General features: G+C 68.1%; 21 protein-coding genes. 2 read left to right on the forward strand and 19 right to left on the reverse strand.

The features are described 5' to 3' along the window. Positions 1–118: 118 nt before the first annotated feature. Entirely contained in the window at positions 119–943 is an 825-nt protein-coding gene (locus ACGFZN_RS30945) for a hypothetical protein (protein ID WP_393861755.1), read from the forward strand. A 40-nt stretch (positions 944–983) separates the two neighbouring features. Here ACGFZN_RS30945 and ACGFZN_RS30950 read toward each other — a convergent pair whose 3' ends face one another. The 19 genes from ACGFZN_RS30950 to ACGFZN_RS31040 all read right to left on the reverse strand — a co-directional run bounded on the left by ACGFZN_RS30950 (position 984) and on the right by ACGFZN_RS31040 (position 24321). Beyond that, a complete protein-coding gene (locus ACGFZN_RS30950; RefSeq protein ID WP_393861756.1) occupies positions 984–2018 on the reverse strand; it encodes a phosphotransferase family protein in 1035 nt (344 codons plus the stop codon). Next, complete coding sequence (locus tag ACGFZN_RS30955) at positions 2015–3232, reverse strand: acyl-CoA dehydrogenase family protein (RefSeq protein ID WP_393861757.1); 1218 nt, start codon at positions 3230–3232, stop codon at positions 2015–2017. The genes ACGFZN_RS30950 and ACGFZN_RS30955 overlap by 4 nt, the downstream gene beginning before the upstream one ends. A 142-nt stretch (positions 3233–3374) precedes the next feature. Next, positions 3375–3737, reverse strand: a complete 363-nt coding sequence (locus tag ACGFZN_RS30960; protein ID WP_362122396.1) for a cupin domain-containing protein — start codon at positions 3735–3737, stop codon at positions 3375–3377. A 30-nt stretch (positions 3738–3767) separates the two neighbouring features. Beyond that, positions 3768–4568 (reverse strand): SDR family oxidoreductase, encoded by an 801-nt coding sequence (locus ACGFZN_RS30965; RefSeq protein WP_362122394.1) that lies wholly within the window; start codon positions 4566–4568, stop codon positions 3768–3770. Between the two features lie 32 nt (positions 4569–4600). Beyond that, the gene (locus ACGFZN_RS30970; RefSeq protein WP_393861758.1) at positions 4601–5320 is read right to left on the reverse strand and encodes an enoyl-CoA hydratase/isomerase family protein; all 720 of its coding nucleotides are present in this window, start codon (positions 5318–5320) and stop codon (positions 4601–4603) included. Between the two features lie 35 nt (positions 5321–5355). Continuing rightward, on the reverse strand, positions 5356–6243 hold the full coding sequence (locus tag ACGFZN_RS30975) for an amidohydrolase family protein (protein WP_393861759.1): 888 nt from the start codon (positions 6241–6243) through the stop codon (positions 5356–5358). Further along, positions 6240–6977 carry an ABC transporter ATP-binding protein gene (locus ACGFZN_RS30980; RefSeq protein WP_393861760.1) on the reverse strand — a complete coding sequence of 246 codons (738 nt, stop codon included), beginning with the start codon at positions 6975–6977 and terminating at the stop codon, positions 6240–6242. The genes ACGFZN_RS30975 and ACGFZN_RS30980 overlap by 4 nt, the downstream gene beginning before the upstream one ends. Beyond that, positions 6967–8712 carry an ATP-binding cassette domain-containing protein gene (locus tag ACGFZN_RS30985; protein ID WP_393861761.1) on the reverse strand — a complete coding sequence of 582 codons (1746 nt, stop codon included), beginning with the start codon at positions 8710–8712 and terminating at the stop codon, positions 6967–6969. The genes ACGFZN_RS30980 and ACGFZN_RS30985 overlap by 11 nt, the downstream gene beginning before the upstream one ends. 58 nt (positions 8713–8770) lie before the next feature. Then, on the reverse strand, positions 8771–9625 hold the full coding sequence (locus ACGFZN_RS30990) for a branched-chain amino acid ABC transporter permease (protein ID WP_393861762.1): 855 nt from the start codon (positions 9623–9625) through the stop codon (positions 8771–8773). 18 nt (positions 9626–9643) lie between these two features. Next, the gene (locus tag ACGFZN_RS30995; RefSeq protein WP_362122382.1) at positions 9644–10831 is read right to left on the reverse strand and encodes an ABC transporter substrate-binding protein; all 1188 of its coding nucleotides are present in this window, start codon (positions 10829–10831) and stop codon (positions 9644–9646) included. Positions 10832–10879: 48 nt separating this feature from the next. After that, a complete protein-coding gene (locus tag ACGFZN_RS31000) occupies positions 10880–12394 on the reverse strand; it encodes an AMP-binding protein (RefSeq protein WP_362122380.1) in 1515 nt (504 codons plus the stop codon). A gap of 69 nt (positions 12395–12463) precedes the next feature. Beyond that, complete coding sequence (locus ACGFZN_RS31005) at positions 12464–14473, reverse strand: FAD-dependent oxidoreductase (RefSeq protein WP_362122378.1); 2010 nt, start codon at positions 14471–14473, stop codon at positions 12464–12466. A 129-nt stretch (positions 14474–14602) separates the two neighbouring features. After that, entirely contained in the window at positions 14603–15706 is a 1104-nt protein-coding gene (locus ACGFZN_RS31010; RefSeq protein WP_362122376.1) for a Zn-dependent alcohol dehydrogenase, read from the reverse strand. A gap of 61 nt (positions 15707–15767) precedes the next feature. Then, positions 15768–17258, reverse strand: coding sequence for an aldehyde dehydrogenase family protein (locus ACGFZN_RS31015; protein ID WP_362122374.1), 1491 nt, complete (start codon positions 17256–17258; stop codon positions 15768–15770). A 12-nt stretch (positions 17259–17270) separates the two neighbouring features. Further along, positions 17271–18722, reverse strand: a complete 1452-nt coding sequence (locus ACGFZN_RS31020) for an APC family permease (protein ID WP_393861763.1) — start codon at positions 18720–18722, stop codon at positions 17271–17273. 185 nt (positions 18723–18907) lie between these two features. After that, the gene (locus tag ACGFZN_RS31025) at positions 18908–20068 is read right to left on the reverse strand and encodes an NAD(P)/FAD-dependent oxidoreductase (protein ID WP_393861764.1); all 1161 of its coding nucleotides are present in this window, start codon (positions 20066–20068) and stop codon (positions 18908–18910) included. Positions 20069–20214: 146 nt separating this feature from the next. Continuing rightward, complete coding sequence (locus ACGFZN_RS31030; protein WP_393861765.1) at positions 20215–21291, reverse strand: alpha/beta hydrolase; 1077 nt, start codon at positions 21289–21291, stop codon at positions 20215–20217. Next, positions 21288–22847, reverse strand: coding sequence for an NAD(P)/FAD-dependent oxidoreductase (locus ACGFZN_RS31035; RefSeq protein WP_362122366.1), 1560 nt, complete (start codon positions 22845–22847; stop codon positions 21288–21290). Before ACGFZN_RS31035 ends, ACGFZN_RS31030 begins: the two co-directional genes overlap by 4 nt. Positions 22848–23079: 232 nt before the next feature. After that, a complete protein-coding gene (locus tag ACGFZN_RS31040; protein ID WP_362122364.1) occupies positions 23080–24321 on the reverse strand; it encodes a helix-turn-helix domain-containing protein in 1242 nt (413 codons plus the stop codon). Positions 24322–24938: 617 nt separating this feature from the next. Between ACGFZN_RS31040 and ACGFZN_RS31045 the strand changes: the two genes are divergently transcribed. Next, positions 24939–25325, forward strand: a complete 387-nt coding sequence (locus ACGFZN_RS31045) for a hypothetical protein (protein WP_362122362.1) — start codon at positions 24939–24941, stop codon at positions 25323–25325. Position 25326: the final 1 nt, after the last annotated feature.

Consider the following 25326-nt stretch of genomic DNA (forward strand, 5'->3'; position numbering starts at 1 on the left):
TCGGGGGCGAGCGCCTTCGGTCGCCCCCTCCCGTAACAACCCAAACGAGGGACCGACTTGGACTGGGGTCTCGTCAACGACGAGACCGAATTCGACTTGCGACGGAAGGACAATCGCGATGCACACGGCCACACAGCTGAAGCCTTCGAGCTTCCAGTACCTCATCGGCGGTGAGGACACGGACCTGGCAGGGCTCTTCCCCAGCTGGACACCGGACGACCGGTTCGGCATCCTCATCGACCGTCCGCTGGGCGCGCTCGGTGCCAGCCTGCTGATCCAGGCCGCCATCGCGGCGTTCTACGACGTGCGACCGGAAAGGCGGGGCAAGGCACCCGCGTACCCCGAGATCTACGCATTCCACGTCGGGGGTCCCCTCGGCGACCACAGCGCCTTCGACTTCTGGCCGCCCCGCAAGGAGGTGGTCATCCCGACACGGAACCCGGTCGACATCCTGACCGCGGTGAACACGCACGCCGTCACCCGGCTGGCCGTGCCCGACGTCTCGGTCGGCGACGTCGCCAGGCTCGAGGAAGGCCCCAGCACCTGGGCGGAGCAGCAGAGCGCCCATGACCGGATCGCCTCCTGCTTCGCGTACGACCCCAGCGGTTGCGTGACGGCCGCTGATGTCGTACTCCGCTCGCTCGACCCACGGGCCGAAGAGAACGCCGATTTCACGCTCAACCCTCTGGCCGGCGCGCAGCAGGTGCTGGCACTTGGCGTCGACGAGCTGGCTGGAATCAGGGTCGGCTTCGACCGCCCCGAGGACACCCACCGCTGGGTCGAGCGGGTCAAAACGCGCGCGGGCGAGGTGCCAGAGCAGAAGAGGGTCGAGCTTGCCCGCGCGCGTGCCCAGGCCGCACGCGCCGACGGCGCCGTACGCAGGGAGAGCTTCCGACGGCTGTCGGTGGACGAAGCGCTGGCGCGCATCGCGGGACTGGCCTGACCCGGCTCCACCAATACCCACGCGGGCATCGTGTTCTCGCTCACGCGCCGTGCGCGAGTGCGCGCAGCCCGGCGGCGGCCAGAGGGCCGGGCGCCTCGCCGACGGCGTCGAAACCGGCGCCTCGGGTCAGCCCCTGGAGGTGGCGGGCATGAATGCCCTCCGCGATGACCGCGATCTTGAAGTAGCCGAGTGCCAGGTAGAAGTCCAGGCGGTCCAGGTCGCGCCCGCTCGCCTTCGCGTAACGGCCCGCGAGTTCGGCCCTCGTCGGCAGGCGCTCACTGGTCGAGGCCGCGGCACCGGCCAGCACAGGGGCGAAAGCGGGATCGGTGTACACAAGGTGCAGACCGAGGTCGGCGAGCGGATCGCCGAGTGTGGCCATCTCCCAGTCCACCAGGGCGCGCACGTGCGACGGGTCGTGCGGGGCGAGGATGGCGTTGTCGATGCGGAAGTCGCCGTGGACGATGGACGCTCCGGCCTCGGGTGGGCAGGCGGCGGCGAGCCGTGCGTGCAAGGTGTCGATGTCGGCGAGGTCGCGGGTGCGGACCCGGGTCCACTGGTCGTACCAGCGCTCGATCTGCCGGGAGAGATAACCCTCGGGACGGCCGAAGCCCGTGAGCCCGACGGCAACGGGATCGACGGCGTGCAGGCCGGCGAGGACGTCCACCAGGGCGTAGGCACAGTCGGTGATCTGCTGGTCCGTCAGGGTGTGAAGCTGCTCGGGAGTGCGGATGACCCTGCCCCCCACGTACTCGACCAGAGAGAACGGCACACCCATGACAGACGCGTCGCCGCAGGCGACCGCACGGGGCACCGGAACACCGCTGCCGGCGAGCGCGGAAATGACCTTGTACTCGCGCCCCATGTCGTGTGCGGAGGGAGTGAGGCCGCCCAGGGGCGGGCGGCGCAGGACCCAGATGGCCTGGCCGTCCGTGACCCGATAGGTGAGGTTGGATCGACCGCCCTGGATCAAGGAAGCCGAGAGTTCGCCGCGAAAGCCGGGGACATGGTCGTGGAAGAACGGGATCAGGGCGGCCAGGTCGAGGCCGTCCACACTGCTCCGGGCGGCGGCGCTCATGACGCACCGCCCTTGCCGCCCCGGCTGCCGGCGCCGCTGTCGTACCGCCGTACGACCCGGCGGGCGATCGCCCATCGGTGCGTCTCGGAGGGGCCGTCGTAGATGCGGAACGGCCGCACCTCCCGCAGGAAGCGTCCGAGCAGCGCGTCCCCGGACACCCCGAGCGAACCGCAGATCTGCAGCGATCGGTCGACCACGCGCCAGATGGCCTCGGCGCTGAATGTCTTTGCGATCGAGGTCGACTGGGCGGCCGAGCGGCCCTGATCGAGTTCCCAGCACGCCTGCAGGATCAGACCGCGTGCGGCAGCGATGTCGATCTCGTTGTCGGCGATCATCTGCTGGACCATGCCGAGTTCGGCCAGCCGCGAACCGAACAGCTCCCGCTCCGCGGCACGAGCCACCGCGATGTCCTGGGCGTGGCGGGCGATTCCCAGCCACCGCATGCAGTGGGTCATCCGAGCGGGGCCCAGCCGGACCTGCGCGTACCGGAAGCCCTCGTCCACCTCTCCCAGGACAGCGTCGTCGGACACGAAGCAGCCGTCGAAGAGCAGCTCGATGTGACCGCCGAAGAGGCTCTCGTCGAGAGTCTCGATGTGCCGGACGGTCTTCATCCCCGGGTTGTCGCAGCCGACGAGAAACATGGTCGCGCCGCCGCGGTCGCCTGGTTCGCCGGACGTCCGTGCCATGACGATCGCGAAACCGGCGCCATCGGCACCGGTGATGAACCACTTGCGGCCGTCGATGCGCCAGCCGCCGGGTACCCTCTCGGCGCGTGTCGTCAGCGCGTTCGGGTCCGATCCGGCGCCGGGTGCCGGTTCGGTCATCGCGAAGCACGACCGGATCTCCCCGGCGGCGAGCGGCCGCAGATAGCGCTCGCGCTGCTCGGGGGTCGCGACGGCCTCCAGCAGATGCATGTTGCCCTCGTCGGGGGCTGCGATGTTCAGCGCCAGCGGGCCGAGAAGCGAGTATCCCGCTTCTTCGAACACCGCGGCTCTGCCGCGCATGTCCAGTCCGTGACCGCCGAGTCCAGCCGCGACATGGGGCGCGAAGACACCCGCCGCCTTCGCCCCGCGCTGCAGCTCCACCCGCAGGCCCTCCGTGCGGGCGACGCCCTTGTGTTGTTCCTCCAGGGGCAGCACGGTCTCTCGGATGAAGCGGGCGGTGCGCTGGGCGAGGTCCGCCACGCCGGGGTCGGGCGTGAGATCGACAGTCATGATCACCTCAGTGGCTTACGAATGTTGTGTCGAGTAAGTGGTGCCGGGAGACCATCCCGGGGGCGGCGCGGCCTGACGTAGCGCCGTGCCGTCCCCGGGTGGCTGATGGCCTTACCGGTCTCAGCGCATCCTGATGCGCGGATCAGAGGCCGTTCGGGTACTCGCGGTACCAGTCGGCGGGAGTGAGCGCGTAGAACCCGGTCGTCCCGGCTTCACCCTCGTAGATGACCTCGACACCCCTCGGGATGGTCACGACATCGCCGGGGCCGGCTTCGAGTACCTCGTCACCGAACGTGAGCCTCAGGGTTCCAGTGAGGACGCACATGACCTCCTCGTACGGCAGCTTCCAGGGCGCGGTCGCCCCACCCTTGTCGAAGCGGGCGATCCCGCCCCCGAGCTGGGACAGACCCGTCTTCTGCGTGCGCATCTCGACGGTCATGGGACCGTTCTCGATGACGTACTTCTCGACCCTCGGCGCGAGCTGGGGCTTCAGTTCCTCACTCATCTCGTTCTCCTTACTGTGCGATCGGGTGGCCTACTGGGCGGTCCAGCCGCCGTCGACGTACATCGACTGTCCGGTCATGAAGTCCGAGGCCCGGGACGCGAGGAACACGGCCGCGCCCACGAAGTCGGTGGTCTGCCCCCAGCGCCCCATCGGGGTGCGCTGGATGATCCAGCGGCTGGACGCCTCGTCGTTCACGGAGTGTGCGGTCATGTCCGTGACCAGGAAGCCTGGGCACAGGGCGTTCACCTGGACGCCCTTACGCGCCCACTCCAGGGCGAGAGCCTTCGTCAGGCCAACGACCGCGTGCTTGGACATGATGTACGCGGTGTTGTCCCGGAGGCCGACGCTGGCGAGGATCGAGGCGATGTTGATCACCTTGCCGTAGCCGCCGGAGTTCTGCAGGTGCGGCGCCGCGGCCTGACAGAGAAGGAACACCGACCGGTTGTTGAGGTCGATGACACGCTGCCAGGTCTCGCGGGACGTGTCCTCGATCGGGGAGTCGTGGTCGTCGGCAGCGTTGTTGACGAGGACGTCGATCCCGCCGAGGTCCTGCGCGACCGAAGCGACGGTCGCGGTGATGGACTCGGGGTCGGACAGATCCGTGGAATAGACGAAGGCGTTGCCGCCTGCGGCTTCGACCAGCGCCTTCGTCTCCTTCAACTTGTTCTCGCTCCGCGCGACACACGCGACCGTGGCGCCGAACGAAGCGCAGCCGACGGCGAGTTGCCGTCCGAGACCCTTGGAGGCTCCGGTCACGAGGATCCGTCGGCCGGTGAGGTCGAACATTCCGGGGCCGATCTCGTCGGGCTCCAGGGCGTTGCTGACTGGCATTGATCTCGCTCTTTCTCGTGGGGGAGTTGTGGTCAGGTGCGTGCGAAGGACTGCGCGCCGGATTCGGCGTCGGCACCCAGCTCGGCTTCGATCGCCGCCCCGATCTCCAGATCGATCGTGGCCTCGAAGCTCGCCTGCAAGCCTCGGTTGACCAGGTTCTTGGCGGCGCCGACCGCCCACCTGGACTGTTCGCCGAGCACCTGGATCGCACTGTTCACAGCGATCTCCAGGCCGGTTCCGGGAACTGCCTCCGTCACCAGCCCCCATGACGCGGCCTCTGTTCCGCTCAGGGGCCGTCCCATCAGCAGGAGGGACTTCGCGCGCACCGGTCCGACGGTCTTGGGCAGCAGGTTGGTGAAACCGTTGGTGACGACGCGCCCGACCGACGCCTCGGTGAACTGGAAGACACACTCCTCGGCGACGATCACGATGTCACCGCTGAGCGCGATCTCGGCCCCGCCGCCGATCGCGTAGCCGTGCACCTGCGTGATGATCGGTACGCTGCACTCACGCATCGCGTGTGCCACGCGCTGCATGCGCTGGGCCACGGCTCGGGCGCTGACGGTGTTGAGGCGCCCTTGAGCGGCGGCGTGCTTGAGGTCGTGCCCGCTGCAGAAGGCACGTCCGGCGCCACGGATGATGACGGCGACGGTGTACTGCTCGACCGTCCGAAGCTGCTCGACGAGCCCGTCGAGCATGTCGTCGCTGAGTGCGTTGAGCCGTTCCGGCCGGTTCAGCGTGAGGGTCAGCACGCCGTCGGCGCTCTCCGCTATCAGGTCACGTGCAGTCATGAGGTGGCTCCTGTCTTGAGGTGATCGACGAGGCGGGTCCCCCAGATCGAGTCGATGAGGCGGGCGGCGTTCCCGCGCGTGTACTTGTCGTACGACTCCTCGCTCAGCTGGAGGTAGTCGAGCTCCGGGATGAGCCGTTCGTGGCGCATCATGGGCCAGTCGCTGGCCAGGAGGACCTGGTCGGAGACCATGGTGTTCATCCAGTGAGCGACCGGCTCCCAGCCGCCCTTCGGTCCCACCATCCGCTTGGGGGCCACTGCTCCGAAGTCGGCGTAGACATTGCGGTGCTTCCAGAGCACCGCCAGCGTCTCCGTGACCCACGGCCAGCCACCGTGGCTCGCGACGATCACGAGCCCCGGGTAGGCGCACGCGATCTCGCACAGGGCCGAGGGGTGACCGAACGAAATGGGCCCGGTCTCACTGAAGTTGATGCCGCTGTGCACGGTGACGGGGTGCCCGTTCTCCTGGCAGTACTTCAGCAGCGGCGCCGCGATCGGGTCGTTCGCGGCGACCTTGAGGAAGCCAGGCTGGAAGTTCCAGCCACGGAGACCGAGATCGTCGTGAGCGTGCTTCAGGATGTCGAGCGCGTTGGGAAGCCGGGGATCGGTGGTCGCGATGCCGGCCACCAGACGATCGGGGTACGCCGTGACGGCGCGGTGGACCTGTTCGTTGACGGCGACGGGGTCGCCTGCCTCCCACTCCGCCTGCATGACGCCGATGACGTCGTGCTTCTCCATTTCGGCGATCAGGTGGGTCAGGGACCGACCGCCCGTGAACTCTTTTCCGTAGACCCGGGTGTAACCCTCGCTGTCCGTGCCCTCGAAGTCGACGCTCGTCGCCTCGTCCGCGGGCCGGATTCGAAAGTCGATATAGCGTGCGTTCATGTCGTTTGAGCTCCTGATCTTGCATCCGTTTCGAAATAGGTGTTGAGGATTTCCCTCGGATCCATGTCACGCGCCTCACCGGAAATCCCGATACGGCCGTTGACGAGGACGTAGGCCCGTTTCGCCAGCGCCAGTGCGACGGCCGCGTCCTGTTCGACCAGGACGACGGTGAGACCGTCGGCGGCGATGCGGGCGATCATGTCTGCGACGATGCCCGCGATCCGCGGCGAGAGGCCGAGGGTCGGCTCGTCGAGCAGAAGGAGGTCGGGCTCACGCATCAGAGCGCGGCCGATCGCCACCATCTGCTGCTCGCCCCCGCTGAGGGTCCCGGCCGCTTGCCGGCGCCGTTCCGCGACCCGCGGAAACATGTCGAATATCTCGGCCATCTTGTCCTTGTTCGGCCGAGGATCACGCAGGCCATAGGCGCCGAGGAGCAAGTTCTCCTCGACAGTCATCTGCCCGAAGAGCTTCCGGCCCTCGGGGCTCATCGCCACCCCGGGCCGGATGATGCCGGTCCGGCCCTTGACCTCCGCTCCGATGGAGTCGACGATCCGCCCCGCGGTCGGCTTGAGAATGCCCGCGATGACATTGAGTGCGGTCGTCTTCCCCGCGCCGTTCGCGCCGAGGACGGCTGTTGTCGCACCGGCGGCGATGTCGAGGTCGATGCCATCGAGGGCGGGACCCTGTCCGTAGGAGACCGTGACGCCGCGCAGGCTGATCGCGTTACTCGCCATGACCGGCCGCCTCCTTTCCCTGTCCGACGTACGCCTCGACGACGGCTGGGTTCGCCGCCACCTCGGCCGGGTCGCCTATGGCGATGACACGCCCGAAGTCGAGCGCCAGGAATCGGTCGCAGATCTCGAGCATCACGTTGATCCGGTGCTCGATCAGAATGACCGTGATGGGGAGCCGGGCCCGGACGGCCTCCAACGCCGCGATCATGTCCCCGACTTCGGCATCGGACAGACCCGCCAGCGGTTCGTCGAGGCACAGGACTTTCGGGTTGGTTGCCAGAGCGATGGCGACACCCAGGCGTCGGCGCGCTCCGTAAGGGAGCGATCCGGCCGGCGTGTTGTCCCACTGGCCGAGGCCGACGATGTGGGTGAGCGCACGGGCCCGGGTGAGGTCCGCCGTCGACGCCGCGATCGGCCGGAACGCGGTCGACAGCGCCGACTTCCTCTCGTTCCCGATTCCGACGACGACGTTCTCGATCACCGAGAGCGAGTCGAACGCGGCAGCACCCTGGAAGGTGCGGGTGAGCCCTTCGGCGACGCGCTTGTGCGGCGGCACCCCGGTGAGAGAGCGCCCGGAGAGGACGACCTCTCCCGACGTCGGCGGCCGGAAACCGCTCAGCACGTTGAACAAGGTGGTCTTTCCGGCGCCGTTCGGCCCGATGATGCCGAGGATCTCGCCCGCCTGCACGGTGAATTCCACGTCCGTGAGCGCCTTGACCCCGCCGAAGTCCTGGCTGACACCGGTGACCGTCAGAACAGGCCCGCTTGTCGCCGGCCGTGAGATGAGCGGGGGCAGATCAGCAGGCGCCGGCAGCTCATCGCTCACGTCGTTTCGCCGGGCGGCGGATCCGGCACCGAACCGCTCGATGACGGCGGTCACCACACCCCGCGGCAGCACCATGAGGATGCACAGCGTCACCGCGGCCACGACGATGCCGACGTAGGCATCGGACCAGCGCACGGCGACGGGAAGTGCGCCCAGGATCAGCGTTCCCACGACCGCGCCGGCCACGTACCGGCGCCCGCCGAGGATGACGTAGGTGAGCACGTAGATCGAGAGCCACATGCTGAAGGTGGCGGGGGCGATGAACGCCATGTAGGAGGCGAACAGCCCGCCTGCGACGCCCGCGACGAACGCTCCGAGCACGAACGCCGAGAGCTTGCGCCGGAACGTGGCGACACCGGCCGCCGCCGCGAGGTCCGCCGCATCACCGATGGCCCGCAGCTCCAACCCCCAACGGGAGCGGTCGAGAGCGGTGAACACCACGACGACCAAGAGGCCGAACGTGAGAGAGACGAAGTAGAAGTCGTCGACGGTGCTCACACCCTCCGGCTGAGGAATGCCGACGATCCCGCTGAATCCCCCCGTCAGTCCCTTGAGGTACTGGAGCAACGAGGTGATGACGATGAGGAAGCCGAAGGTCATCAGGAAGAAGTAGGAGCCGGTGGTCCTGAGACTCGGAATCCCGATGATCAAGGAACCGAGAGCGGCCACGAGTCCGGCTGCCGGCAGGGCCAGCCACACGTTCCAGCCGTGCTCGGTGGAGAGGATGGCGACGGTGTACGCACCGAGCGCATAGAAGCTTCCGTGGCAGAACGACGCCTCACCAGCGACGAGCAGGGGGCGGAGGGTCACGGCGAGCACGATCGACAGCGACGTGATCACGCCGACGTGGAGGTAGTAGCCGGACTGGGTGAGCCCGAAGAGCACCGCTGCGACGCTGAACACCGCCATGACCACCGTCGAGGGCCGCGCCCACGCGGATCTGGAACCGTAAAGGGAGGAGGGGGCGTTACTCATGGCCGAACAACCCCTTGGGCCGGAGGGTCAGGACGACGAGGACGAGCGCGAAGCTCATCCAGACGGACGCCTGCGGAGTCCAGTAGGTGGAGACGCCGCTCTGGACGATGCCGATGACCAGCGAGGCGACCAGCGCACCGCCGACACTGCCCATGCCGCCAAGGATGATCGCGACGAAGCCGAGCAGCAGGGGCGCCTCCCCCATGCTGGGGAGAAGGACCTGTTCAGGTGCGACGAGGGCGCCCGCCGCTCCGGCGAGTGCACCACCCAGGCCGAAGGTGAGCGTGCTGATCCGGTTGGGCTCGATGCCGTGGAGTCGCGCGGCGGACGGGTACTGCTGCACGGCACGCATCGCTCGTCCGAACGAGGTCCGGTAGACGAGGAAGCCGAGCGCGAGGACGAGGACGACGGCCGCACCGATGACGAAGAGCCGCTGGCCCTGCATCGTCAGGCCGGCGAACGTGACGGTCACGTCGTCCAACGGTCCGCGGACGCCGCGGGACGCGCCTCCAAAGACCAGGAAGGCGAGGTTCTGGAGGAGAAGCGTCAGGGCGATCGCCGCGATCGCTCCTTCGAGACTCAGGCCATGGAACCTTTTGAACACCAGCAGGTCGAGTCCGATGGCCACCGCCGCGATGACGAGTGCGGCAAGAACGATGGCGACGAGGTAAGGAACAGACAGCCTTCCCGTGAACAGGTAGGTCGCGTAGGCGCCGAGCATGAACAGCACCCCGTGGGCGAAGTTCACGACGCGAAGGATTCCGAAGACCAGCGTCAGACCGACGGCGACAAGCGCGATCGCCGCGCCGGCCGAGACGCCGTTGAAGAGAACCTGTGCCACTTCCATACCTCGTCCGCCTTTCCCTCAGGAGCCCGAAGTGACCAGCTCGGCCTTGCCGGACCTGACCTCGGAAACGGCGTACGGCAGCTTCATGACGCGGTCGATGCCGTACTTGTCGGCGCCGCCGTAGGAGACTTCGCCGAGGATGCCGTGGACCTTCTGCTTCGGGAGCGCGTCCGCGACCTTGGCGGGGTCCAGGGTCTGGGCGTCGTTGACGGCTGCGGCGAGCAGCAGCAGGTTGTCGTAGACGACGGCTGTCCACCCGTCGATCTGCCCCGTCTTCTTCCGCACCGAGGCAGCCCACGCCTTGCCTTCGGGCGTCAGGGCGACCTGGGCCTCCAGCGCCGGCGCGGACAGGGAGCCCTCGATGTCGCGCGCGCTGACCGTCTTGAGCAGGGTGTCAAGGATGAGGGTGTCGGAGAAGACGAAGATGCCCTTGTACCCCAGTTGGCGTGCCTGCTTGATCGCGACTGCCTGCTGGCTCGGCGGCAGCGGGCCGAAGTCGATGATGTCGGTGGTCTTGGCGATCTTCGACATCACGGGAGCGAAGTCGGTGACATCGCGGCCGACGAGTTCGGTGTGCGCCGTGAAGCCCAGGTCTTCGCCGATCTTGGCGGCGTCAGGACTCAGGCTCTGGCCCAGGTCGTCGTCGGGGTACAGGAGGACGAGACGGCCCGCGAGCCCGCCCTCGGACCGGCGGTGCTCGAGAATGGCCTTCAGAGCCTCGCGCGTGTCGTAAAGGGGGCGGAACGTCTTCGACTGGTCCTTGCCGATGAAGTCGTCGCCTGCCGCCGTTGCGAAGAGGAGCGCGTTCTCCTTGTTCACCAGAGGCTGGACGGCGGGCACGATGCCGCCGCCGAGAACCTCCAGATAACGCACGCCGTCCAGGTCGAGTGCCTGACGGGTGACGGTAACGGCCTTCGTCGGGTCGTACGCCGAGTCGTACTCCTTGATCCTGAACGTGACCGGCTTGCCGTCGATCTTGGCGATCTGGTTCTTGTTCGCGTACGCGACGGCGGTCTGGAGAGAGGCCCGCTCGGCCTCGCCGTAGGAGGCGGCCGATCCCGAGAACGAGCTGACGAGACCTATCGTGAGTTCGTGGCTGCCGTCACGTCCGTTTCCGTTTCCGCTGCCGCTTCCGCAGGCGGTCAGCGCCAGCGCCGCGGCCAGACCGACGGCTGCCGCCTTCCACCTTTTCCCGGTGTTCCGCATCGCTTGGTGTTCCCTTCTTCTCGTACCGGCTGCGGCCTTAGCCGGGTTCTAGGAGCTGATCTGCTTGCGCAGTTCGAACTTCTGGATCTTTCCGGTGGGTGTGACGGGGAACTCGGTGACGAAGTGCACGTGGTCGGGCACCAGGAACTTTGGCGCGCGCTCGGCCACGTGCGCTCTGATCTCGTCCGCCGTGACCCGGTGTCCGGGAGCGGTCTGGACGAATGCCGCGATCTCCTGCTCGGAGAAATCGGAGGCGACACCGACCACGGCGCACTCCAGAACCGCGGGATGGGAACGGATTTCGCGCTCCACCTCGAAGGACGAGATGTTCTCACCACGCTTGCGCAGCGCGTCCTTGGTCCGGTCGACGAAATGGAGGTTCCCCCAGGCGTCCTGTCTGAGGACGTCCCCGGTGTGCAGCCAGCCGTCCCGCAGAGCGGCCTGTGTGGCTTCCGCGTTGCCGTGGTAGCGGCGCAGGAGCATGCCGTCCTCGTCGGTGGCTAGGAGCAGTTCGCCGGGTGCGCCCGGCCGGACGTCGTGCCCCTGGTCGTCGATGAGCCGGATCCGGTATCCGGGACGGAGTCTGCCGAGGCCGGTCCGCAGGCTCGCGTCCCAGGACGAAGCGATGGGGACGTTCGCCTCGGTCGACCCGAAGCAGGTGGTGACGCGCACGTCGAAGCGCGAGCGGAACTCGTCGACACCCTCGATCAGCGGCACCATCAGAACACGGTCGAGCGGGTTCGCCGCGTCGTCGGGCCGCGCGGGCTGGTTGAGCAAGAACTGGGCCATGGCACCGAGCAGGAACGTCGCGGTGACACTGTGCGCCCGGACATCGCTCCAGAAGGAGTTGATGCTGAAGCGCCTGACCAGAACGGTGCAGGCGCCCCGCTGCAAGGCGCTGTAGACGACCCCCCACCGGCCTGCGATGTGGAAGAGCGGCAGCGGAGCGTAGTAGACGTCCCCGGGGGTGAGGTCCAGCAGGTCGGCCACCGCCGACGCGTACTCGTAGGCGTGCCGTTCGGCGATGACCGCGCCCTTGGACAGCCCCGTTGTCCCGGACGTGTACATCACCGCCGTGTCGGCCAGTTCGTCCCGGCGGACCACTTCACCACGGCCGGCGGTGGGCGGCAGCGGGCGCACCGTGGCGCCCGCCGAGGCGTCATGATCGACCACCAGGATCGATGCCAGGACCTCGCTGCCGGCCGCGGCGAGCCGGTCCGTGTACTGGGACTCGGTGATGACGGTACGAGCGCCGGAGTCGCGCACGATGTGGGCGAGTGTCTCGCCGATGTAGGCCGTGTTCACGGGGACTTCCACGAAGCCGCCCAGAGCGAGCGCGAGCCAGGTGATGACCGACTGCTCGGAGTTGCCGAGCATCACCAGGACCGGTTCGCCTGCCGGGAGCCCCTCCTCCTGCAGCACACCCAGGCGGCTGAGCGCGGCGTTCCTGAGTTCCCAGAAGGTGAGGGTCGTGCCGTCAAAGACGAGTGCTGGCTCATCCGGCCAGGCCGCCACCGCGTGGTCAAGGGCGGCGTGGATTGTCCTGTGCGTTGCGCTTTTCAAGGGGTGCCTCACTTACCTGTGCCGGCAATGACCGGATGGATCGCGCTCTGCCCGCGTGAACGGCGGAAGCTAGAGCTCGACTGCGAGATCAAATGCCGCATGCACAGCTCCTTCGATGCGATGCGGGTGGAGAACGTCGCCGACCGCACGCACTTCGAGCGACTCGGGCAGGTCCTCGAAGAGTTCGGCGCGTGGTTCGGTCCAGGTGTGCACGACGTAGTCGGCGGCGATCGTGATGTCCTGGCGTGCCCGCTCGGTCGGCCGGCCATGTGCGTCCACATCGCGGTACGTCATGGTGGCGAGTCCGCCGACTCCACCGTGGAGGACGCCCTTGGCGACGTCGTAGGCGTGGACCTGCGTGGAGCAACGGATGGTGACCCCGGCGGCTTCGAGGCGCGTCAGGAAGTCGTGGCGGACCTCCGGTTCGACCAGTTCCCCGGGCCCGGGGCGTGCGGTCAGCAGTTGGACATCGCACCCCCGGGCCGCGGCCGAAAGTGCAGCGGACATGCCCGAGGTGCGATCGGACTCGTCGACCACCACGACCGTGCCCGAGAGCTTCGGCCGGCCCGAGACCACATCCGCAGCGGCGAGGAGCCGCGGATGGTCCCGTGGTGCCCACTGCGGCAACGTCTCGGACGCACCCGTGGCCAGGACCACGACGTCGGGCTCCAGGGCGACGACGTCCGAGGCCTCGGCGGTCCTGCGCAACCGCACGTCGACCCCGAGCCGGCGCACCTCGTTGCCCAGCCAGTCCACCGCGTCGACCAGTCCGTCACGTCCGTCGGTCTTCGCGGCGACTCGTACGACCCCGCCCAGCTCCGGACGCTCGTCGAAGAGGGTCACCCGATGCCCCCGCAAGGCGCTGACGCGTGCGGTCTCGAGCCCGGCCGGGCCACCGCCGACCACGACCACACGGCGGCTCGTCGGCGCCGGAGTGGTCTCCAGGTCGCGCACCAGGCGCTCCCGCCCCGTCACCGGGTTGTAGACGCACTTCACGTTGCGGTGCCGCTCCAGCTCGCCGAGACACATCTGTACGCACCCGATGCATGGCCGGATCTCGTCGGTCCGACCCTCCCGCACCTTGGTGACCAGGTGGGGGTCGGCGATGTGCGCGCGCGTCATCCCGACGAAGTCCGCGTCGCCGTCCTCGATGGCCTGCGCCGCCATCGACGGATCGGTGATCCTGCCGACCGCGCACACCGGCACCTCCACCCGCTCCCGCACCTTCCGCGCGTAGTGCAGATAACAGCCGCGCGGGGCAGCCATGGTGGGAACCACCGAGCCGTCGAAGTTGGCCGAGACGTTGATCGCGTCGACCAGTCCCGTCCCTGCGATGCGCTGGTCGATGTCCAGCCAGGCTTCCTGGTCAAGTGAACCGGGCACCTCGTCGGCGCCGTTGACGCGGACCACGAGGATCGCGTCCCCGATGGCCGCGCGCACCGTCTCCAGGATCTCCCTGCAGAACCGGAATCTGCGGTCGTCGTCACCGCCGTACTCGTCCTCGCGCCGGTTGGTCAGCGGGGAGAGGAACTGGTTGATCAGCAGGCCGTGCCCGGCCGAGATCTCGACGCCGTCCATGCCGGCACGCACAGATCTCCTGGCCGCCGCCCCGAACGCCTCGACGATCGTGCGCACTTCGGCACGGCTCATGGCGTGCGGCATGCTCCCCCACGAGTGGTGGGAGACCTGCGAGGGTGACCAGGCCGGCCCGGTGGCGCCGTCCGTGCGCGTCCCCATGTGCCCCAGCTGCGTCAGGATGAGGCCGCCGTGCTCGTGGACGGCGGCGCTGAGCCGCTCGTAGCGCGGCACGATCCGGTCGTCGAAGTTGTGGTAGATCCCGTAGGGCGTGGGCGAGCTGGGGTGGACCGCGGCCAGTCCCATGGTGACCATGGCGGCCCCGCCCCGGGCACGCTCGGCGTGATAGGCGACGTCATCGTCGTTCGGAAGGGATGCGGCGTCGATGTTGTGCGTCGCGTGCGCGGTCACCACGACCCGGTTGCGCAACGTTCGCTTGCCGAGTGTCAGGGGTCGTAGCAGCGCGGCGAGGCTGCCCCCCTCGCGGGTTTCGCGGATGCTCACTTGATCTCCATGGTTGAGGGGACCTGTCACCGGACCGGCGAAGGTGCGCGCTGCGCGCGGTGGTGTGTCTCACACGTCGCGCCGCACCTCGCCGGCCTCGGAACCCTCGGAACGGTGAAGTAGCGCGGGTCAGTAGGTGATGACGGTCCGGCCGCCCTCGCCTTTGCCCATCGCGGCGAAGGACTCGTTGATCTCATGGATCGACACGGTGCGGCCGACCAGCTGGTCCAGGTCGAGCTTGCCCTGCATGTACAGGTCCACCAGGCGCGGGAAGTCCAGTGCGGGGTGGCAGCTTCCGTAGTTGCTGCCGATCAGCGACTTCTCGCGGTCCGACATGACCATGGGGTCGATCTCGATCGTCACGCCCTCGGCCGCCTGCCCCACCACCACGGCGGTGCCGCCCGGCCGGATGAGCTCGTAGGCGGCCTCGATGGTCGGCTTCAGGCCGATGGCCTCGAAGGCCCAGTCGACGCCGGCCTCACCGACGAGTTGGCGGACCGCCTCGGCGAGGTCGGTCTGCCGGGGGTTGATCACTGCCGTGGCGCCCAGCGACCGGGCGCGCTCCAGCGAACCCTCGTTGACATCCACGGCGATGATCTGACCGGCCGAGACCAGGGTGGCGCCCATGATGACCGAGAGGCCGACGCCGCCGCAGCCGATGACGAGCACCGTGTCGCGCGGCTGGACGCCCGCGGTGTTGATGACGGCGCCGACGCCGGTGGCCACGGCGCAGCCGACCAGCGCCGCCTTGTCCAGCGGTGCGTCCTTGCGGACAGGGATGGCACTGGACTCCCGGACGACCACGTGGTCGGCGAACGCCCCCGTCGCGAGGTAGCTGGGCACGGGCTCGCCATTGCGGGACAGACGCGAGGTGCCGTCGAACATGACGTTCTGGTAGGCGGTCTCCACGACCTTCGGACACAGCGCCGGCCGACCGGAGTTGCAGTATGTGCAGACACCGCAGTACGGCACCCACGACAGCACGACATGGTCACCGACGACCACGTTGGTCACGCCCGGGCCCACCTTCTCGACGACCCCGGCGCCTTCGTGGCCGAGCACCACCGGTCCCTCGGACGACCACTCACCCTTGACCACGTGGTAATCGCTGTGACAGAGGCCGCTGGCGGCCAGCTTGACGAGTACCTCGCCCTCCTTCGGGTCGTCGAGGTCGAGTTCCTCGACCATCATCGGCTTTCCGACGGATTCGAACACTGCGGCGGTGACCTTCATGGCACGTCCTTTCATGAGAATCAGGTGAGTGGTGGTCGGCCGGTGAACGGCCGGAACCGGGTCAGTCGCGGGCAGCGCCCATGGCCAACGCCACGTGCTTGGTGCGGGTGTAGTCGTCGAGGGCGTAGGTGGCGTTGTCCCGGCCGTATCCGGAGTGGCCGAAACCCACCCAGGGCATCTCGGTGGCCACCGCGAGGTGGGAGTTCGCCCAGACAGTGCCGAAGCCGAGCTGCTCGACAGCGCGGAGCATGCGGCCCGGGTCGGCGGTCCACACGGAAGCGGCGAGCCCGTACACGACGTCGTTGGCCTTCGCGATCGCCTCGGACTCGGTGGCGAACGTCTCCACGGAGATGACCGGGCCGAACACCTCTTCCCGGGCCATCTCGGAGCCTGCGGCAACGTCGGTGATGACGGTCGGCGGGTAGAAGAACCCGGCGCGGTCCGGGACTTGGCCACCGGTGAGAACCTTGGCGCCGTCGCGCCGGGCCCGGTCGACCATGGCGGCGATACGGTCGCGCTGCGCGGCGCTGATCACCGGTCCGAGCTCGACGGCATCCCCTTCGGCGGGGTCACCCATGGTCAGGGCCTCCGCCGCGCGGACGAGCTTCTCGACGAACTCGTCGTGGACGTCCTCGTGACAGATGACCCGAGTGGCCGCGCCGCACTCCTGGCCGGCGTTGACGTAGCCCGCCACGGCCAGGGTCTCCACCGCGGCGTCGAGGTCGGCGTCGTTGAAGACGACGACCGGGGCCTTGCCGCCCAGCTCCAGGTGTACGCGCTTGACCGTGGCAGCCGCGGCCTCCGCGACGCTCTGGCCGGAGCGGACGCTTCCGGTGAGCGCCAGCATGTCGATGCCGGGGTGGTGGCTCATGGCATCGCCGACGATCGATCCGGTGCCCAGGACGACGTTGAGCACGCCGTGAGGGAGGATGTCGGCGGCCAGCTCCATCAGGACGAGGGTGGTCAGAGGCGTCAGCTGGGAAGGCTTCAGCACCATCGTGTTGCCTGCCGCCAGGACGGGGGCGATCTTCCAGGCGGCCATCATCAGCGGGTAGTTCCACGGGGTGATGGCACCGACGACGCCGACCGGTTCACGCCGGATGTACGAGAGGTGCCCCTCGGCGTACTGGCCGGCCGCCGGGGCCTGCGCCGTGCGGGCCGCGCCCGCCATGAAGCGCAGTGAGTCCGAGACGACCGGGATCTCGTCGCTCGCGGCGGCCAGCGGCTTGCCGCCGTTGATCGCTTCGATCCCGGCGAGCAGATCGATGTTGGCATCGACCACGTCGGCCAGCGCGTGGAGAACCTCCGCGCGGTCCGCGGGCGTACGGCCGGCCCAGCCGGGCAGAGCCCGTCGCGCCGCGGCCACCGCCGCATCGACGTGGGCGGGAGTGCCGCTGGGGATGGTGCCCAGCGAGGCCTCACTGGCCGGGTTGATCAGTGCGATGGTGCCGGCGTCGGGCGCGGCGAGGGTGAACGAGCCGTCGATGAAGTGGGCCCTCGGCACCCTTGCGATACGGTCAGCGGCCTCGGTCAGAGTGTCCTTGGTGATCACGATGTCCGGCTCCTAGCTGTCGACGGATGCAGGTTCGGTACGGGCGGTCGGTACGGAGTCCCGGGCGGCCCGGGCTCGTTCGGCGGCTTCGAGCGCGTCGCCGGAAGGGGCGGTCGAGCGTCGCCAGGGGCGCGCCACGGCCATGTAGAGCGCACCGCTGACCAGGACCACGCCGAGGCCGATCAGCACACTCCAGCGGTCGACGAAGGCCAGCGACGCGTCACCGGGCCGGATCAGGACGAGCATCGCGGAGACGCCGTAGACAAGGGCGGCGACATTGACGGCGATTCCTGCGCGGCCGAGGCTCCAGCTGCCGCCGGGCCGCCAGCCCTTGAGCCTCATCCGCAGAGCGGCGAACACGACCATCTGGAAGCACATGTAGATACCGCAGACCGCGAAGGAGGTGACGCGCGGCAGGCTGTCGGGTTCCACGAGCACCCAGACACAGAGCAACGTCGGAGCCGCGCAGCCGACCAGCATGGCGGCACGCGGGGCACCCTGTGCGGACAACGTAGACAGCTTCCTGCTGCCGGGCAGCATGTCGTCCCGGGCGAAGGCGAAGATCAGCCGGCTGAGTGCGGCCTCCAGCGACAGCGTGCACGAGATGAACGCGGTCAGCGCCACCACCAGGAAGATCTTGGTGCCGACCGGTCCGACCGTGGCTTCCAGGATCGCCGAGACGGGGTCGGGGACCTTGCCGCGGACGATGTCCGGCAGGTTCGGGGCCGCCAGGATGAAGCCGATGAACGCCAGACCCGCCGAGAACAGCCCTGTCACGACGGTCAGGATCATCGCCTTCGGGATGGCGCGGCCCGGGTTCTTGACCTCTTCAGCGACGTCCCCGCAGGCCTCGAACCCGTAGAAGAGGTACAGACCGGTGAGCGCGGCCAGCAGGAAGGTCTGGTAGTACGGCGCGTCACCGCCGGCGCCCATCGTGTCGAAGAAGACGCTGGGGGAGTTGTGGCGCTGGAAGATCAGCAGGTAGAGGCCGCAGAAGATCACGCCCACGATCTCCGCGTAGAAGCCGATGCGGACGACCGTGCCGAGGGTCCGGGTGCCGCTGAGGTTGAACACCATCGCCAGCAGCAGCAGACCGACGGCGATCAGGAAGGTCTGGACGGTGGTCGGCGTGAAGCCGAAGAGGCGGCCGACGAAGGGGGCGGCGAAATACGACAGCGACGTGATGGTGACGATCAGCGCGCACAGGTAGATCCAGGCGGCCAGCCAGGCGTAGCGCGGCCCCCACAGCCGACGCGCCCACGGGTAGATGCCTCCGGTGATCGGATACTGGGAGACGACCTCACCGAACACGAGGGCCACGAGCATCTGGCCGGCGGCGGCGATGACCAGCCACCAGATCGACGGCGGCCCGGCCGTGGTCAGCCCCAGCGGCATCAAGGCGGCCACGGCGCCCAGGGGTGACAAGTAGGTGAAGCCCAGGGACAGCGTCTCCACAACACCCATCGAGCGTGTGAACTGCGCCGAATCGCCCCCGCCTTCGGGTGGATGGGGCGAGTCCTTGGATGGAATCATCATGAGTCTCCTCAGAACGTTCGGGGCCGGCTCAGCCGTGCGCCCCGCGGTCACCGCCTGCGTAGTGACGGGCGCTTGCCCGTCGGACATGTGCGGGCAGGAGGGTCAGTGCCTGGTCACGGCAGGCGCGCGCTCGCGTTCCACTCGTGGTCCGCCGACAGGCTCGACGGAAGCCCGAGCAGCGCCTGCGCTGCCTGCCGTCCGATGGCCGGCGCCAGCTGAATCCCGGAGGCGCCCGCGCCGACAGCGTTGATGACGTTCTCGGCCGCCGGGTGACGCCCGACCACGGGCAGTCCGTCCGGGGTCATCGCGCAGACGCCGGACCAGGTTCTGCCGACCGTCGCCTCGTCGGCACCCTTCACACGCTGCGAGAGGAGTTCGACGACCAGCATCATGTCGTCCTCGTCGAGCGGCTTGAGGCGCAGACTGGGCGTCGCTTCCTTGAGGTTGCCGTCCTCGCTGTGCAGACCGGCGATGAGCTGGGTGGCGCCCTCCTGACGGAAGTACACCCCCGGCACGCCCGATCCCGGGATGTAGTCCATGACGAAGGGCAGCGAACGGGTGGGCGGTTCCTTCAAGTTGGCCACGACGACGCCGTAGAGCTGGTTCGCCACCGCTACCGGGGCATCGAGCAAAGCGGCGACCTCCGGTGCCCACGGCCCCGCCGCGTTCACGACCCAGTCCGCGTCCAGAAGATGGGTGGTCGTCACCAGGGTCCAGCCGCCCGAGTCGGCCCGGTCAGCTGCGACAAGAGGCGACGACGAGAGCACGCGCACTCCTGCGGCTCGTAGCTGCGCGGTCATCGTCGCGCAGAACTCGTATCCGTCGATGTATCCGTCGGAGCGGCCGATGAGACCGCCGACAAGGTCATCGCCCGTCACCAGGTCCGGCCATGAGGAAGCGATCTGGTCCCGGTCCAGAATCTCGGCGTCGACGATCCCGAACTCCTGCTGGAGCGCGCGCGACGCACGGAAGCCGGCCATGTCACCTTCGGTCCGCGCCAGCCGGAGATATCCCGAGCGCGTGAAAGAAAGACCTGTCTCCTCGCTGAAGGCATCGAAGAACCGACGGCCGTACGCCCTGACCTCGATGGCGTCGGCGGTCGAGAACTGAGTCTCTACCATTCCGACGGATAGACCCGAGGTGCCCTCGCCCGGATGGGCCATGTCCAGCACCGTGATCTCGAGCGGCGACGAGGCGAGTTCCACGAGGTGCCATGCGGTGCTCAGGCCCAGGACCCCTGCACCGACGATGACGACTTTCTGGGAGATCGGCATTACGCGCCCTCGCGAACTGCCATAAGTGCATGACGGTAAATCAACGTATGTTCCTTGCCGTTCGCCCCGCGAGGGCTCTCGCTGATACAGAATTCACGCAGGTGGCCCTGGCTCGACCCCACGCCCGTCGCATCAGGGCGCGGTGCTCAGACGCGGTACGTGCCCGACGTCGAGGCCAGCCCGTCCGGGGACACCGCCTCCGCGATCGCCGCGGCGATGCGCTCGGTGGCCGCACGGCTGGTCCGGCTGAGGGCCGTGAACTGGATGTAGCCGTGCACGAGCCCGCCTTCGCGGAGAACTCGGGCCGGTACCCCGTTCTTGAGGAGCCCGGCGGCGTATTCGAGCGCCTCGTCCCGGAGCCCATCGAATCCGGCGACCGACACCACGGCAGGGGGCAAGCCGTCCAGGTTCCCGAGCAGCGGGTTGACCCGAGGGTCCGTCATATCGGTCCCGGCCGGCAGATAGTGGTTGCTGAACCACTTGATCTGCTTGGCGGTCAGGGCCGGGCAGTCGGCGAACTCGCGGTGTGAGGGACGCTGGACCGTCAGGGCGGAATCCACGACCGGGTACATCAGAACCTGCAGGAAAGGCTGGACCTCGCGGCCGCGCAGTTGCTGGCACAGCACAGCGGCGATGTTGGCCCCGGCGCTGTCGCCGGCGACGACGATGCGGTGCGGATCGAGACCCCACTGCGCGGCGTGCTCGACCGCGTAGTCCCACGCGGTCAACGCGTCGTCATGCGGGGCGGGGAACGGATGCTCCGGAGCGAGCCGGTACTCGACGGAGAGCACGTCGACGCCGGCCTTGAGAGCCAGGAGCTTCGCCGGAGAGTCGTAGTCGGCTCGGCTGTGGACAACGAACCCGCCCCCGTGGAAGAACAGGAGGAGACCACGCGACGCGGATCCCGCCCGGTATCGGGTGGCCTGCAGTCCGCCGGGCAGCCGGAGTTCTTCCTGGATCGCGAAGGGCGGCATCCGGTCGGCGAACGTCCGGCACTCCGCTGCGATCACCTCACGAGCGCGCACCGGGTCGAGATCGCTGTAGTCGTCGGCCTTTTCGGTCATCTGCATCAGGAGGGCGATCTCGGGCGCCATCTCCTCGCCGTCGGTGTTGACGGGCACGTTCGCCAACCGGCGAAGGATCGGCTGGGGAAGACGACAGGCGAGGATGCCCATCGCCCGCTGCATCCGCTCCGCCAGGGTGAGCTTGGCAGGCGAGGTCATCGTGTCCCTCCCCGCCGATGGGAAGCGGTGGTCTGCAGCTTCCCGTCCTCGGACCGCACCGGCGCCGAGGTCCTGGTGCTGAAGCGCAGATGCCTGTCGAACAGGGCGCCCTTGAGGAGCTTGGCATCCTGGCTGTACGAGGTCAGCATCCGCCAGGGCAGTCCGGGGCCCTGGCGCGGGAGCTTGTCCATCGCCCTCGTGACATAGCCGGCGGTGAGGTCGAGCAGCGGCCGCGTGGGCATGCCCGGATCCGGAACCGGGACGGCGATCTCGTGCCCGTGGGCGTCCATGTACTTAATCAGGTCGCAGATGTAGCGACTGGTGAGGCCCACCTTCAGGGTCCACGACGACGACTTCGTGTATCCGAGCGCCACGACCCAGTTGGGAACACCGGAGAGCAGCATCCCGCGGTACGTCACGGTGTCCGAGAGGACGACGGGCTTTCCGTCCACGCTCTGTTGGACTCCCCCGAAGAACCGCATATTGAGACCCGTCGCCGTCACGATGACGTCGGCCTTCAGCTCGCGTCCCGAGGACAGCAGAATTCCTTCCTTCGTGAAGCGGGCGACCCGGTCCGTGACCACGGATGCCTTCCCGTCGCTGATCGCCCTGAAGAAATCGCCGTCCGGGGTGGCGCACAGCCGTTGGTCCCACGGCTCGTACGGCGGATTGAAGTGGGTGTCGACGTCGAAGCCTTCCGGGAGAGCCTTCTTGGTGTAGTGACGGATCAAGGCACGCCCGGCTCGCGGAAACTTCTGCACAAACCAGACGAAGCTCTGGTCGCGCCAGATGTTCTTGCGCCTCGTCAGCGCGTATCCGCGCTCGGGGCCGAAGAGTTTCGTCAGCTGCAGCGCCAGCGAGTCGACGCGCGGCAACTCCATGATGTAACTCGGCGTCCGCTGGAGCATTGTGACGTGTGCCGCCGCGCCGGGGCCCGCAGTCATGGCTGGCAAGAGGGTGATGGCCGTGGCGCCACTGCCGATGACAACCACCTTCTTACCGGAGTAGTCGTAGTTCTCCGGCCAGTGCTGCGGATGAATGATGTCACCGGTGAACTCGTCGCGGCCCTCGAAGTGGGGCGTGTACCCCTCGTCGTAGCGGTAGTAGCCGGTGGCGCCGTACACCCAGCGGGTCTTCATGGCCAGCTCGGTGACCGCTCCGCGCCCGTCAGTGGTCCGCACCCTCAAGGTCCACAGAGCCTCCTCGCTCGACCAGTCCGCCGACACCACCTCGTGCCGGAGCCGGATGAGCCTTTCCAGGCCGTACTCCTCGACGGTCTCCCGCAGGTAGTCACGAATCAGGTGGCCGTCGGCAATGGCGGACTCGTGGCGCCACGGCTTGAACTCGTATCCATAAGTGTGCAGATCGGAATCCGACCGGATGCCGGGGTACCGGAAGAGGTCCCACGTGCCTCCGATGTTGTCGCGCCCTTCGAGCACCGCGATCTTCTTGCTCGGGAACTCCTTCGTCAGGTAGCAGGCGGCTCCGATTCCGGAAACACCCGCCCCGATGACGACGACGTCAAAACACTCTGCCGAAACGGTAGAGGTATCCATGCCACCACTCCCTTACATCTGTGGTTCAGCGGCTGGACACATGGTGCCTAGGATTGGTGTGGCGCTATACACACAGGACGCGCAAGTTCCGACGGATCATGGTGCACATTGCACACTTCCGGTGCCCGAGCGTCGAACGGCGGCGAACTCTGAGTCGGCGATGCCGAGCAGCGCAGCGGCCCCGCGGGCCGGTGCGTACGGGGCCTGTGAGGTCGGGGGCAGGGCCCTCGGGTCAGTCGCTCCGCTGCTGGTCCTGCCGGAGCTCAACGAGCATCAGGGCTGCGTCGACGCCGGTGGGATCCTGATCGAGAGGCCGCGGCAGCATGGCCCTTGCGCGGGCCAGCCGGCGGTCGACTGTGTTCCGGTGGGCAAACATCCGGTCCGCCGTGCTAGAGATATTGAATCCCTCGCTCACGTACATGCGGACCGTACGTTGAATGAGCGGGTCAGCCGTCGCGAGCTCACCCAGGGTGGTCGCCACGAACTGCTCCGCCTTGGCGAGATCGGCGGTCAGCAGATCAACAAGTTGAACATCCTCGTAGCGCACGACGACATGCGGAGACCGCAGGCGCGCGAGGAGCCGCTGCGCCGCGACGGCATCCAGATGACTCGTGCGGAATCCCTCGACGTCCGATGCCGGTCGTCCGAACGCCACCCTGATACCCGGGGTCTTCATGAGAATGTTCTGGATCCTCGCCACCGGCGGGACGACTCTGGCCGGCATCCACAGCCATTGGGCGGCGGTACTCACCACCAGCGTCAGACGACGAGTGGTACCGCATGCCCGCATGACGTGCTCGGCCGCTGCCTCCAGGTGGGGGGCGTCCTCTTCGGAATCGGCCCACACGATGGCCGCGACGTGATGCCCCGTCAAGGCGTAGCCGAGCTGCTCCTCCGCTCGTACGCGGCTGATGGGTGCGCCTTCCAGCAGGAGCTGCGCTGTGGCGAACCGCTGGGGGGTGTGGGCATCGCGCCCCAGCTCCGACCGGACGTCGTCCGCGTACGCCGCCACTGCGGCGATCGAGTCGTCGACGAACGTCGTCATCGAGTTGCCGGACACCTCGACCAGTTCACGCAACTCGTCATGATCCGTGGTGGCGGCGAAGCAGGCGTCGATCCACCACTGCCATCCGACCCGCTGCGCTGCCCTCCACGACCCGAGGTCGTCGATGTCCATGCCGCGCAGCACAAGGTCCCGGGCGTAGATGTACATCTCCCGGTCCCCGGACGGCGGCACTCGACGGCCCGGATGGTGCAGGTTCGACACGAGCCAGTGCGTCATGTTGGACTTGTTGAGGCGCCGGTCGGCTTCCGCCAGCACGGGATCGTCCACAAATTCCCGCTCACGTGTACCGGCCTGCGACGCGGCCCACAGCCTGTCCAGAAAGTCCTCTGACAGGGGCAGCTTCTGCTCGGCGATTGCCCGGATCAGCTCGGAGACTCGTGCGGACGGGGCTGGCCACAACTCTTCCATAGCATGCACAGCGTAGTCCCGGCGGCCTGGTGCGGAGAAGCGCCGGGCTGGGGCGAACCAGCGCGCAGGTGCTGCCTGCGGCTGTCCGCGGGTGCACACACCTGCGCCGCGCCCTGATCCTCGACGAAGGCTAGCCACGGCCTGCTCCTGGTCGCCCGGCTCACCCTCAGGAAACGGCCGTCCGGATACGTCACCGCCATTTGACAGGCCGTAACAGGATCCGTGATCCTCCTGACCACAGCATGGTGTTGCGGCCACAGCCGCTCTGGAGTGCACGCCGTTGCAAGGCCCAGTTCGGGCTCGCGGTCTGTGCCGACCCTTTCACCCGCATTCACTCGCCCGGCACCCGGCGCATCACACCACGCCTCGAGTGGCGGCGGACGCGAGCGGCCGCCTTCGCACCGAGTGAGGAACACCGCTCACGCCGATCCGCGGCAACGGTGCGGTGAGCACAGCAGTCTGCCCCTTTCGGACCTCGGCAGGGCGCGCCCAGCCGTCTTTCACGCGTCGTCTCCCGCCGTCAGCCCGGTCATCCGTCGTCCCTCCGGAACGTCCGTGCGGCGACAGGTCACCCGCTTCCACGCCCCAGTCACCCACCTCACCCTCCGGAGGTTTCCGTGCGCTTCTCCCACGCTCCTGCTCCGTCCGACCGACCACCGACGCCCCACCTCTCGGTCGATGCCCCGCAACAAGAACGCCTTTCCACACTCCGCGAGGCCGTGCACCGCGCCGACGGCGCATTCCTTGTCCTGAACGCGGTTCCTCTCGCGGCCGGTACCGTGCTGTCGTCGTTCACGGACGTGCCCTCGGTACCTGTGTACGGGCAGCTCACGCTGGGCGTGGTGTGGGGCTTCCTGCAATGCACCCTCCTCGTCGCCACTGCCTGGCTGTACGAGGACCGGTCCACGCGTTCGTGCGATCCCCTCGTCGAGCAGTCCCTGAGCTCATGCCTTCCTCAGGTCGAGACGCCCCTTACTCCTCCCGTCAACGAGCCCTGGCGGTGAA

It is taken from the genome of Streptomyces sp. NPDC048192 (assembly GCF_043202415.1).
Taxonomy (GTDB): domain Bacteria; phylum Actinomycetota; class Actinomycetes; order Streptomycetales; family Streptomycetaceae; genus Streptomyces.

Excerpts from the sequence above, each read along its gene's own strand:
- ACGFZN_RS30945 (WP_393861755.1), top strand. The coding sequence starts at position 119 with ATGCACACGGCCACACAGCTGAAGCCTTCGAGCTTCCAGTACCTCATC.
- ACGFZN_RS30950 (WP_393861756.1), bottom strand. The coding sequence starts at position 2,018 with ATGAGCGCCGCCGCCCGGAGCAGTGTGGACGGCCTCGACCTGGCCGCC.
- ACGFZN_RS30955 (WP_393861757.1), bottom strand. The coding sequence starts at position 3,232 with ATGACTGTCGATCTCACGCCCGACCCCGGCGTGGCGGACCTCGCCCAG.
- ACGFZN_RS30960 (WP_362122396.1), bottom strand. The coding sequence starts at position 3,737 with ATGAGTGAGGAACTGAAGCCCCAGCTCGCGCCGAGGGTCGAGAAGTAC.
- ACGFZN_RS30965 (WP_362122394.1), bottom strand. The coding sequence starts at position 4,568 with ATGCCAGTCAGCAACGCCCTGGAGCCCGACGAGATCGGCCCCGGAATG.
- ACGFZN_RS30975 (WP_393861759.1), bottom strand. The coding sequence starts at position 6,243 with ATGAACGCACGCTATATCGACTTTCGAATCCGGCCCGCGGACGAGGCG.
- ACGFZN_RS30980 (WP_393861760.1), bottom strand. The coding sequence starts at position 6,977 with ATGGCGAGTAACGCGATCAGCCTGCGCGGCGTCACGGTCTCCTACGGA.
- ACGFZN_RS30985 (WP_393861761.1), bottom strand. The coding sequence starts at position 8,712 with ATGGCGGTGTTCAGCGTCGCAGCGGTGCTCTTCGGGCTCACCCAGTCC.
- ACGFZN_RS30990 (WP_393861762.1), bottom strand. The coding sequence starts at position 9,625 with ATGGAAGTGGCACAGGTTCTCTTCAACGGCGTCTCGGCCGGCGCGGCG.
- ACGFZN_RS30995 (WP_362122382.1), bottom strand. The coding sequence starts at position 10,831 with ATGCGGAACACCGGGAAAAGGTGGAAGGCGGCAGCCGTCGGTCTGGCC.
- ACGFZN_RS31010 (WP_362122376.1), bottom strand. The coding sequence starts at position 15,706 with ATGAAGGTCACCGCCGCAGTGTTCGAATCCGTCGGAAAGCCGATGATG.
- ACGFZN_RS31020 (WP_393861763.1), bottom strand. The coding sequence starts at position 18,722 with ATGGGTGTTGTGGAGACGCTGTCCCTGGGCTTCACCTACTTGTCACCC.
- ACGFZN_RS31025 (WP_393861764.1), bottom strand. The coding sequence starts at position 20,068 with ATGCCGATCTCCCAGAAAGTCGTCATCGTCGGTGCAGGGGTCCTGGGC.
- ACGFZN_RS31030 (WP_393861765.1), bottom strand. The coding sequence starts at position 21,291 with ATGACCTCGCCTGCCAAGCTCACCCTGGCGGAGCGGATGCAGCGGGCG.
- ACGFZN_RS31035 (WP_362122366.1), bottom strand. The coding sequence starts at position 22,847 with ATGGATACCTCTACCGTTTCGGCAGAGTGTTTTGACGTCGTCGTCATC.
- ACGFZN_RS31040 (WP_362122364.1), bottom strand. The coding sequence starts at position 24,321 with ATGGAAGAGTTGTGGCCAGCCCCGTCCGCACGAGTCTCCGAGCTGATC.